Origin of the sequence: Aquitalea palustris, from assembly GCF_003693445.1 — a bacterium.
Classification (GTDB): Bacteria; Pseudomonadota; Gammaproteobacteria; order Burkholderiales; family Chromobacteriaceae; genus Aquitalea; species Aquitalea palustris.
In genome coordinates this window covers 1-9,813 of record NZ_RFAR01000008.1, presented here as the reverse complement: position 1 = coordinate 9,813, position 9,813 = coordinate 1, and the positions used below count along the sequence as shown (strand labels likewise).

Annotated in this window: 9 protein-coding genes; 5 read left to right on the top strand and 4 right to left on the bottom strand. The window is 54.4% G+C overall.

Translation table 11 applies throughout. The annotated features are described in order from the left end of the window. Positions 1–264: 264 nt before the first annotated feature. The 3 genes from EAY64_RS02930 to EAY64_RS02920 form a co-directional block, all read right to left on the bottom strand. Entirely contained in the window at positions 265–753 is a 489-nt protein-coding gene (locus EAY64_RS02930) for a hypothetical protein (protein WP_103523296.1), read from the bottom strand. A 47-nt stretch (positions 754–800) separates the two neighbouring features. Then, positions 801–1,550, bottom strand: coding sequence for a hypothetical protein (locus EAY64_RS02925; protein WP_199734375.1), 750 nt, complete (start codon positions 1,548–1,550; stop codon positions 801–803). A 337-nt stretch (positions 1,551–1,887) separates the two neighbouring features. Beyond that, positions 1,888–2,754: a LysR family transcriptional regulator gene (locus EAY64_RS02920; protein WP_103523295.1), complete on the bottom strand. Its 867-nt coding sequence runs from the start codon at positions 2,752–2,754 to the stop codon at positions 1,888–1,890. Between the two features lie 100 nt (positions 2,755–2,854). Between EAY64_RS02920 and EAY64_RS02915 the strand changes: the two genes are divergently transcribed. Both EAY64_RS02915 and EAY64_RS02910 read left to right on the top strand, forming a co-directional pair. Next, positions 2,855–3,325: a multidrug/biocide efflux PACE transporter gene (locus tag EAY64_RS02915; RefSeq protein WP_103523294.1), complete on the top strand. Its 471-nt coding sequence runs from the start codon at positions 2,855–2,857 to the stop codon at positions 3,323–3,325. Positions 3,326–3,327: 2 nt separating this feature from the next. Beyond that, positions 3,328–3,663, top strand: a complete 336-nt coding sequence (locus EAY64_RS02910) for an SMR family transporter (protein WP_103523293.1) — start codon at positions 3,328–3,330, stop codon at positions 3,661–3,663. Positions 3,664–3,724: 61 nt separating this feature from the next. Here EAY64_RS02910 and EAY64_RS02905 read toward each other — a convergent pair whose 3' ends face one another. Further along, positions 3,725–4,996 carry a diguanylate cyclase gene (locus EAY64_RS02905; protein WP_103523292.1) on the bottom strand — a complete coding sequence of 424 codons (1,272 nt, stop codon included), beginning with the start codon at positions 4,994–4,996 and terminating at the stop codon, positions 3,725–3,727. A gap of 175 nt (positions 4,997–5,171) precedes the next feature. Here EAY64_RS02905 and EAY64_RS02900 point away from each other — a divergent pair, with 175 nt between their 5' ends. The 3 genes from EAY64_RS02900 to EAY64_RS02895 all read left to right on the top strand — a co-directional run bounded on the left by EAY64_RS02900 (position 5,172) and on the right by EAY64_RS02895 (position 9,738). Next, positions 5,172–8,003, top strand: coding sequence for a valine--tRNA ligase (locus tag EAY64_RS02900; RefSeq protein ID WP_103523291.1), 2,832 nt, complete (start codon positions 5,172–5,174; stop codon positions 8,001–8,003). A gap of 78 nt (positions 8,004–8,081) precedes the next feature. After that, positions 8,082–8,912, top strand: coding sequence for a hypothetical protein (locus EAY64_RS20240; protein ID WP_147456169.1), 831 nt, complete (start codon positions 8,082–8,084; stop codon positions 8,910–8,912). Then, a complete protein-coding gene (locus EAY64_RS02895; protein ID WP_103523290.1) occupies positions 8,902–9,738 on the top strand; it encodes an FRG domain-containing protein in 837 nt (278 codons plus the stop codon). The genes EAY64_RS20240 and EAY64_RS02895 overlap by 11 nt, the downstream gene beginning before the upstream one ends. Positions 9,739–9,813 lie beyond the last annotated feature (75 nt).

Below are 9,813 nucleotides of genomic sequence, written 5' to 3'. Positions count from 1 at the left end.
TGAACTCGCGATTTGCTAACGTCAAATCGCTCAAACAGTGCAGGCGCTTAAAACCTCGCCCCGCCCACCCGTCGGCGTGCTTGACGGGGCCCGAGGGTGGCGTTGGTTCGGTGGTAAGGGCCGGGAGATGTAGCTGACTTCGTATGGCAAAGCCCACGTGGGAAACAGAATTTCTGCTTTCGACGCAAAGCAGTTGGAACCTTCATGAAAAACGGACACTAATGCCGCGCTCCGCTTTTCCCTTATAGCGCCTTGTTATGCGCATCATGATCGCGGAATCATTCTTAGCGCTTTAATTCGTTCATCATTGGCAGCTTCGGAACCAATGAATGTATTAGCAATAAAGGCTGACACTGCTGACCCAGAGTGAATTTTCTTTATTCTCTCTTTCGCTGCGTACACATGTTTAAGGCGAGAATACACATCTTCCCACCAATCCTGGCCATACTTTCTAATGAGGCCATCCTTTATCTTGTACATTCTTCTCTTGCTATTTGGACTTTCATCAGAAGCTATGAGGCTAGCCCATATCATCCGCTTATGCAGATCATTAGGAATGCAGTCTTGTCGCTCAAGCTGCTCAATTACATCAGGATGTAAATAGAGCTTGTTCTCATAAATCATCCTATGAACCCATAGAGGCTGCGCTCTCTCATACACCTCTGCCACTTCATGCCTAGAAAATCCTTGAACATGATCCTTCCATGTTTCTAGTGCATCTATTTCGCTCAATTTTCTAGATAGTTCTTCCATAGCATCCCCTAACGCATAACGTATAGCTAGCTGGGTACAGCGTGACTTTATCGCGCAGCGTCCAGCGACTGAAAGGAGCGAGGTTGAGCGCCGGAATAGGCATTTTCTTCCGCAAGAGTGACACTGAAATCCGTTATTTCTTTGAGGTTTGGAAATTCTTCACTGCGCTTACCCCACCAGTAAATGGACTCTCGGTACAGTAAATATAAAAATTTGTGATACTTTTGATAAAACGCACTGAGGCTGAGAGTTGATGCGCGCTCATAAGCGACATGTCCTACCGCCTTATTTCTGAACTCTCTGAAGTCTTTCGCGAAATCAGAAGGAACGGTAATTTCGTAGCAGCTAATATGATTCACCGAAGAGGGCGCCGTTCCATTTCTTATAGAATCTCGGTACTGATCCATAATTCGCTGAGCATGATGCATTACATAGCCTTCAATTATTTTTATTCGTTGATCGCCTCTTGTATTTGTGATGTCTGTGTTCTTAGCATCGCGAGCATGACACCCCATGAGAAATTCGTATAAATGATGAATGAAGCTTGTATAAGCGTTGTAGGCTTTGTAAGAAAGCTCTCGTGTTTGTCCTTGGATTATCATCTGTTCAGCATGCTTGCAAAACTCTTTAAAAGCATCGTCGCACCTCAAGAACTCGTGAGTTAACACGGTACAGTGATCGTTATCTATTTCATCGCCTGCCTCAAATTTCACCGTCACCCCCACACCTAACGTAATACTTGAGGGGCGCGAAGGCGGCAAACGAAGTTTGCTGTCGGAGCGTCCTTCTCGAAGCATTTGTTGGACATCAATTGAGACCCGCTTTCGCGAGCTTTTTCTTGAACTTCTCGAGCTTGCTATGAATCGCCCCCGCTTTAATAGAGATGTTTTAGACTGCTTCAACGTGACAGCAGCCTTCTTCTATCTGGTGTGCGATAGACGGCTAAGGCCGATCTTGAGACCTTGGTTCCATATCTCGGCAGTGACCGCATCTGGCCGACAGCAGCCATGCTAACGCATTGGCATAAAATTTTCTCGTCCCGAATCAGAAATCCGGCTACATACCGTGCTGCCTGACAAATCGATACCGGCACTTGGTTTACAGGACGCCGCTTACATCGCTGCGGTACACCCGTTATTCCCCCGTCCCCATCAACTGCGCCAGCACCCAGGCCGCGGCCCGGCCGGGCTGGCGGGCTTGCGACCACACCAGGTCCACCCGGACTGATTTGGGCCAGCCGGCCACATTCAGCGCTTGCAGTTCATCTCCGCCAAAATTGACCGCCAGCCAGCAGGGCAGTTCGGCCCAGCCAAAACCCAGCCGCGTCATTTCCAGCAGCAGCAGATAGCTGGGGGCGGACCAGCAGCGTGCACTCAGCGTGGCACTGGGTGGGCCGTAGTAGGTGTTCAGCCGCAGCTCCCGTTCGGCGGCCAGTTGTTCGCGGCTGACTTCCGGCAGTGTCGCCAGCGGGTGGCCACTGGCCACATACAGATTGCTCTGGCTGGCATCTGCCATGGGGTAATGGCCGATGTCGGCCGGATAGCGCGCCAGGCCCGAGACAAAACCGAGCTGGGCGCGGCCACTTTCCACCAGGTCGATCACGTCTTCTTTTTCTGCCACCAGCGTTTCCAGTTCCAGCGCCGGAAACTGCTGCTCGAAACGATGCAGCATCTGCTCCAGCGCCTGCGACTGGAAGGTGTCGGATAGCACAATGGTCAGCCGTGGTTCCAGCCCGCCGCCCAACAGGCCGGCCACCCGGCCCAGCGCATCGCTGGCATCCAGTAACTGACGGGCATGGCTGAGCAATTGCTGGCCGGCAGGGGTGAGTACCGGCTGGCGGCCGCTGCGCTCGAACAGGCTGACGCCCAGATCGATTTCCAGGTTGGCAATGGCTTCGCTGATGGTGGACTGGCTCTTGCCCAGGCGGCGGGCGGCGGCGGAGAAGGAGCCCAGTTCGGCGGCGCTGCTGAAGGCGGCGATGGCGTCTAGCGACAGTGACATATCGGACTTTCCGATGGGTTTTATTTTTTAACTATCCGTCAAACCAATCACAATGTCACCCGATTCGAGCCAGACCGCAGCATAACCCGGAGGTGACACCATGCAGACGCAACACGACAAGCCTGTCAGCGAGCGGATTTTCCATGCCGTGCTGTACGAGCTGTGTGCCATGAGCCTGCTGGTGCCGCTGGCTTCGCTGGTGATGGATACCGGACTGGGGCATATGGGCTTGCTGGCGCTGATGATGTCTACGGTGGCCATGCTCTGGAACATGCTGTTCAACGCGCTGTTCGAACGAGCGGAGCTGCGCTGGGGGCTGACACGTACGGTGTGGGTCCGCAGCGCGCATGCCTTGCTGTTTGAAGGAGGGCTGGTGGTGATGCTGGTGCCCTTGGCGGCATGGTGGCTGGCGGTGTCGCTGTGGCAGGCATTTTTGCTGGATCTGGGCTTTTTTGCCTTCTTCCTGCCTTATACCTATGTGTTCAATCTGGCTTACGACCGGATTCGTCTGCGTGTCATACAGCGCAGGCATACTGCCCGGCTTCGCGCCGAGGGCGTTGCGGGAGAGTGAAGATGAATAATGCGTGGATTTTCCTGTCGGTGGCCATTCTGTCCGAGGTGGTGGCCACCTCGTCGATGAAGCTGACCGAGGGCTTTACCCGGCTGGGGCCGTCGCTGGTCACGGCCATCGGCTACATGATTTCCTTTTACATGCTGTCGCTGACCCTGCGCCATGTGCCGGTGGGGGTGGTGTACGCTATCTGGTCTGGTGTGGGCATCGTGCTGGTGTCGCTGGTGGCCTGGCAGCTATACGGGCAAAAGCTGGATGTGCCGGCCATGATAGGCATTGGCATGATCATGGGCGGGGTGCTGGTGCTGAACCTGTTTTCCAAGTCGTCCAGTCATTGAGCGCTGGGCGGCACAGTCCGCCACATTGCTGCAGGTAAAGGGGGAGGGCTTCCCCCTTTTTTCATGCCGATACCACGGATGCCTGGTCGCTGGCCTGGTCGATGATGCCGCCGCATACCTGATTGCGGCCATTGTGCTTGGCCTGGTACAGATAGTTGTCAGCCTGTTTCAGCAGGGTGCCGATATCGGCCTCCTCGGCGGCGGCCATGCCGATGCTCACGGTAAAGCGCAGATCGCCCAGCGGCGTGCTGATGCTGAGATTGGCCAGCGCCCGCCGCAGCTTGTCCAGCTGACGCAGCATGCCGGGGGCGTCCATGGGCTGCGCCAGGATGACAAACTCTTCGCCTCCGAAGCGGGCGATGATGTCGTCCGGGAAAAACGACTCCAGCAAGCGCGCGGTCTGGCAGATCACCCGGTCGCCAATATCATGGCCAAAGCCATCGTTGATGCGCTTGAACAGGTCGATGTCCAGTACCGCCACGCTGTAGTTGTGGCGCAAGCCGTCCACCTGTTCGAAAAAGTGGCGGCGGTTGGACAGGCCGGATAGCGGGTCCTTGTTGGCGGATTCCTGCAGGGCTTGCAGGTTTTCCACAAACTCCACGTTGCGGGTGACGCGACAGAAGAATTCTTCGTAGTTGAAGGGCTTTTGCAGATAGTCATCCGCCCCGGCCTTGATGAAGCGGGCGGTCATGGTGGGGTCCTGGCTGCCGGAAATGCCGATGATGGCCAGGCGGGTGTGGTCGAGGAAGCGGCGCACGGTGCTGGTCATGCGCACCCCGTCCATGCCCGGCATGTCGTGATCGGTCAGCACCAGCTTGATGCCGGTTTCGCGCCGCAGAATGCCCAGTGCCTCTTCGGCGTCGGCGGCTTCCAGTACCTGATAGAGATGGCGCTCCAGTTGCAGGCGCAAGAACTGGCGCACCGCCTGCGAATCGTCCACCACCAGTACCTTGATGCCGGGATTGATGCGGATGCGGCGCAGCATCTTCATCACGTATTCAAAGGCGGACGGGCTTTCCTTGGGGATGTAGTCCACCACCGGCATGCACAGCACGCGTTCGCGCGTCTGCATGTCGTTATGTGCGGTCAGTACCACGGTGGGAATGCGGTTTTCCAGCAACAGCGGCAGCACCTCGCCGCTGGGGGCGTCCGGCAGGCAGTAATCAGCCACGGCGGCCATGAAGCGCGGATCGTCCGCCAGCGCCTGGCGGACTTCGGCCATGCTGGTGACAGGGACGGCGACAAAGCCCTGCTTGTTGACCATCCGGCATAGCGGGCGGATCAGCATCAGGCTGTCTTCGATCACGAGAATGCGCGGGGCGGCCGTGCTCATGGGTATTTTGCTGTCGGTCAAGAGAGGTGTGTTCATTATTGTCGAAGCTGGCCTATCTGTCAGTAAAGCTTGTGTGAAACCGGCAATAAATGCACACGCCAGGCGGCTCGGAGAACACCACAAAAAAGGGTATAATCGACCCATTTTTTCAGCATAAGACGCACCATTCACCACCATGGAACTTGCCAAGAGCTTTGAACCGGGCGACATCGAACGTCGCTGGTACCAACAATGGGAACAGGCCGGCTACTTCAAGCCGAGCATGGACACCACCAAGCCGTCCTTCGCCATCCAGCTGCCGCCGCCCAATGTCACCGGCACCCTGCACATGGGCCACGCCTTCAACCAGACCATCATGGATGGCCTGACGCGCTACTACCGCATGAAGGGCGACAACACGGTGTGGATTCCCGGCACCGACCACGCCGGCATCGCCACCCAGATCGTGGTGGAGCGCCAGCTGGCCGAGCAGGGCATCAACCGCCACGACATGGGCCGCGACGCGTTTACCGCCAAGGTGTGGGAGTGGAAGGAAAAATCCGGGGGCACCATTACCAGCCAGATGCGCCGCGTGGGCTGCTCGGTGGACTGGAGCCGTGAATACTTCTCCATGGACGACACCCGCGCCGAAGTGGTGACCGAAGTCTTCGTCCGCCTGTTCGAGCAAGGCCTGATCTACCGTGGCAAGCGCCTGTCCAACTGGGACCCGAAACTGGGCACCGCCATCTCCGACCTCGAAGTGGTTTCCGAGGAAGAAGACGGCCACATGTGGCACATCAAATACCCGGTAGTGGGTAGCGACGAGTTTGTCACTGTCGCCACCACCCGTCCGGAAACCCTGCTGGGCGACGTGGCCGTGGCCATCAACCCCACAGACGAACGCTACCAGCACCTGCTGGGCAAACAGCTGGAGCTGCCGCTGACCGGCCGCACCATCCCGGTGATCGCCGACGACTACGTGGACGCCGCCTTTGGCACCGGCTTCGTCAAGATCACCCCGGCGCACGACTTCAACGACTATCAGGTGGGCAAGCGTCACAGCACCCAGCTGATCAACGTGATGAGCCTGGAAGCCACCATGCTGGCCCGCGCCCAGGTGTTCGGCTTTGACGGCTCGGTACAAGGTACTATCGAGCTGCCGGCCGCCTATGCCGGCCTCAGCACCAGCGCCGCCCGTAAAGCCATGCTGGCCGACCTGGAAGCCCAGGGCCTGCTGCTGGAAACCAAACCGCACAAGCTGATGGTGCCGCGTGGCGACCGTACCGGCTCCGTCATCGAACCCCTGTTGACCGACCAGTGGTTTGTCGCCATGGACAAGGTAGCCGTAGATAAAGACGGCCAGCCCGACCCCACCGGCCAGTCCATCGCCGCCAAGGCCATCGACGCAGTACAGTCCGGCGAAGTGCGCTTCATCCCGGAAAACTGGGTCAACACCTACAACCAGTGGATGAACAACATCCAGGACTGGTGCATCAGCCGCCAGCTGTGGTGGGGCCACCAGATCCCGGCCTGGTACGACGAAGACGGCAACATCATCGTCGCCCGCAGCGAAGCCGAAGCCCAGGCACAAGCCCCGGGCAAGACCCTGCGCCGCGAGCAGGACGTGCTGGACACCTGGTTCTCCTCCGCCCTGGTGCCGTTCTCCACTCTCGGTTGGCCGGAAGAAACGCCGGAACTGAACGCCTTTGTCACCTCCAATGTGCTGGTGACCGGTTACGAAATCATCTTCTTCTGGGTTGCCCGGATGATCATGATGACCAAGCACTTCACCGGCAAGGTGCCCTTCCGCGACGTGTACATCCACGGCATGGTGCGCGACCACGAAGGCAAGAAGATGTCCAAGTCCGAGGGCAATGTGATCGACCCGGTGGACCTGATCGACGGCATCGCCCTTGAGCCGCTGGTGGAAAAACGCACCACCGGCCTGCGCCGCCCGGAAAAGGCCCCGCAGATTGCCAAGGCCACCGAAAAGCTGTTCCCGGAAGGCATCCCGGCCTATGGTACCGACGCCCTGCGTTTCACCATGGCCAGCTACGCCACCCTGGGCCGCAGCGTCAACTTCGACTTCAAGCGCGCCGAAGGCTACCGCAACTTCTGCAACAAGCTGTGGAACGCCACCCGCTTCGTGATGATGAACGTGGAAGGCAAGGACTGCGGCCAGGACGAAAGCCTGCCGCTGGAGTTCAGCTTTGTCGACCAGTGGATCATCGGCCGCCTGCAACAGGCTGAGGCCGACGTCACCAATGCGCTGGAAACCTACCGTTTCGACCTGGCCGCCCAGATCATTTACGAATTCATCTGGAACGAGTACTGCGACTGGTATGTGGAACTGGCCAAGGTACAGCTGCAAAACGGCAACGAAGCCCAGCAGCGCGCCACCCGCCGCACCATCGTGCGCGTGCTGGAAGTGGCCCTGCGCCTGACCCACCCGCTGATGCCCTTCATCACCGAAGAGCTGTGGCAAACCGTGGCCCCGCTGGCCAATGCCAAGAAGACCGACTCCATCATGCTGGCGCAATGGCCGGTAGCCGTGCCGGAGAAGATCAATGCCGAGGCCAATGCCCGCATGGATGCCTTCAAGGACATGGTCAACGCCGTGCGCAACCTGCGTGGCGAAATGGGCATCGGCCCGGCCGTCAAGGCCCCGCTGTTCATTGAAACCAGCGATGCCTCGGTAGCGGACTTCATCCCTTACCTCAAGCTGCTGGCCCGCCTGACCGAGGGCAGCATTGTCGCCGCGCTGCCGGCAGACGACTCCCCGGTCGCCATGTCCGGCAACGCCCGCCTGATGTTGAAGGTGGAAGTGGACAAGGCCGCCGAAACCGCCCGCCTCAGCAAGGAGCTGGGCAAGCTGGACGCCGAGCTGGCCAAGCTGACCGCCAAGCTGGAAAAACCGGGCTATGTGGACAAGGCCCCGGCGCATCTGGTGGAGCGCGACAAGGCGCAGCTGGCGGAGCTGAATGACAAGATGGAGAAGGTGAAGGGGCAGTTGGTGAAGTTGAATTGATTGCTCCTAAGGAATGCAGGGTTTTCCCTGCATTTTTTTTGAGCAAAATTTTATTTGTCATAATTTTGGTGTTTAAAAATGTCAAAAGAGAAAGATTTTTATTTATTTAGAGTGGATGTAACAACTCCTGCGCAGCATGATTGGATATATAAAAATGGAAATATCGATAGAGCAAAGATTCTAATAGATGCTACCTTAAGTGTTAGTGATTTGTACTCGAGAGGTAGGAATTGGAGTTTGGGAAATTATAATGTCTCGATGGAAAGTCGAAGCGGATTGTTCTGTATAGGTCGATCAGCATCATTTAGAAAGCCATCGCGTGATAATAAACTTGGCAACTATAATGTCAATATTGATATTAAGAATCCATTTTCAAGAGTATTGTTTGATTACGAATTGGGAGTTATTTGCATTGAAAGAAATTATGACCTCTCTGCCGATGTTGAGCGAGTTGCAAATATGTTGCAAAAAATTATGTCCACTACACCTGTTTTTGTAGATAATGGATTGATTTTATCAATAAGAGCGGTAAGGGACTCCGCAGAATTGGTGGAAAAAATAAAATCCGCATACTTAATTAAAAAATTTTCAATTCACTTCACGAGAAGAAATCCTAGAAATCTCGATAAATTTTTCCATCAACTTCCTAAGATACAACTAGAAGAAATTGATGGAAGTGAGGGGACTCTTTCTTTTCATGGGGAAGAGTTGAATAAAAGTAAAATTGTCGCAATTACTAAATCGGCCAGAGTGGCATCAAATAATGTTTTTGTGGGTTTGATTTCAGAGAAGGGAGGGAGGGTTATTAACCACGAGTTGAATAGATCGCCCATTGTCAGAATTGAGCTTTCTGAAGATTTTGTTGTAGAATCCGGTTTGTCTATTATGAGAAATTGTTATGGCGAATGAATTTAGCATATTCAAAATAGAATCCGCTGGGGAGCTAATTTCTTTGTTGAGTGGCTTTGATAAGAACTGGGTTTTTCGCGGTCAAGTTTGTTCAGAATGGGCGCTTCAGCCTAGCATTGAAAGGTTGCTGCCGAAAGGTGCTATATGGCCTGATCAGAGCTTTTTCTCGCAGGTAGAAAATTTTGGACTTGATGAGTTCAAAAGAGGGTCGCATCATTTTTTGAAAGATGATTTTGTACCTAAAACAAAACTTGGATGGCTTTCTTTGATGCAGCACCATGGTGCACCAACGAGGTTGCTGGATTTTTCACAGTCACCTTTTGTTGCACTATATTTTGCTACTGAATTTGTTTCTTATTGTGATGGAGGGTATTCGTCAGTTTGGGCGGTTAATTTTGATTGTCTGAACGAGTCAAATAAAAAAAGGTATCGAGAAGTTAAGGGGCGCGAGCTTTGTACTGACTTTTGGGGGGAGGATGATGAAATTTTTTCATTGAGTGAAGATTTTTCTCAATCATTAGTCATGGTGCTTGATCCCTATGTGAAAAATCAGAGATTGTTTTCTCAGCAAGGTACTTTTCTTTTGGCATCAAATTTTTCCAAATCGCTCACTGACTCTCTATTCAATCCTAGCTTGTATGGAGATTCCGGTCGGTATTTGTGCCGAATAGATTTTCCTCATGCTATTGTTTTTGATTTGATTAATTTATTGGGAATGATGAACATAAATAGTAACACAATATATCCAGGGATAGATGGATTTTCATCGGCAGTTAAAGTTGGAATGACGTCAATTATGTTTAAGCAGTTGTCATTGCCCGCGTAGCAGATATTTACCCAATATTCGAAGTAGCAAGTGCGAGCAAAAACCAACTTCGCGGGTCTCGCCCCGCCGGCGAGG

Bases quoted from the DNA above. Each gene is read 5' to 3' on its own strand.
- EAY64_RS02915 (WP_103523294.1), top strand. From the start codon at position 2,855: ATGCAGACGCAACACGACAAGCCTGTCAGCGAGCGGATTTTCCATGCC.
- EAY64_RS02925 (WP_199734375.1), bottom strand. From the start codon at position 1,550: ATGCTTCGAGAAGGACGCTCCGACAGCAAACTTCGTTTGCCGCCTTCG.
- EAY64_RS02905 (WP_103523292.1), bottom strand. From the start codon at position 4,996: ATGAGCACGGCCGCCCCGCGCATTCTCGTGATCGAAGACAGCCTGATG.
- EAY64_RS02930 (WP_103523296.1), bottom strand. From the start codon at position 753: ATGGAAGAACTATCTAGAAAATTGAGCGAAATAGATGCACTAGAAACA.
- EAY64_RS02895 (WP_103523290.1), top strand. From the start codon at position 8,902: ATGGCGAATGAATTTAGCATATTCAAAATAGAATCCGCTGGGGAGCTA.
- EAY64_RS02900 (WP_103523291.1), top strand. From the start codon at position 5,172: ATGGAACTTGCCAAGAGCTTTGAACCGGGCGACATCGAACGTCGCTGG.
- EAY64_RS02910 (WP_103523293.1), top strand. From the start codon at position 3,328: ATGAATAATGCGTGGATTTTCCTGTCGGTGGCCATTCTGTCCGAGGTG.
- EAY64_RS02920 (WP_103523295.1), bottom strand. From the start codon at position 2,754: ATGTCACTGTCGCTAGACGCCATCGCCGCCTTCAGCAGCGCCGCCGAA.
- EAY64_RS20240 (WP_147456169.1), top strand. From the start codon at position 8,082: ATGTCAAAAGAGAAAGATTTTTATTTATTTAGAGTGGATGTAACAACT.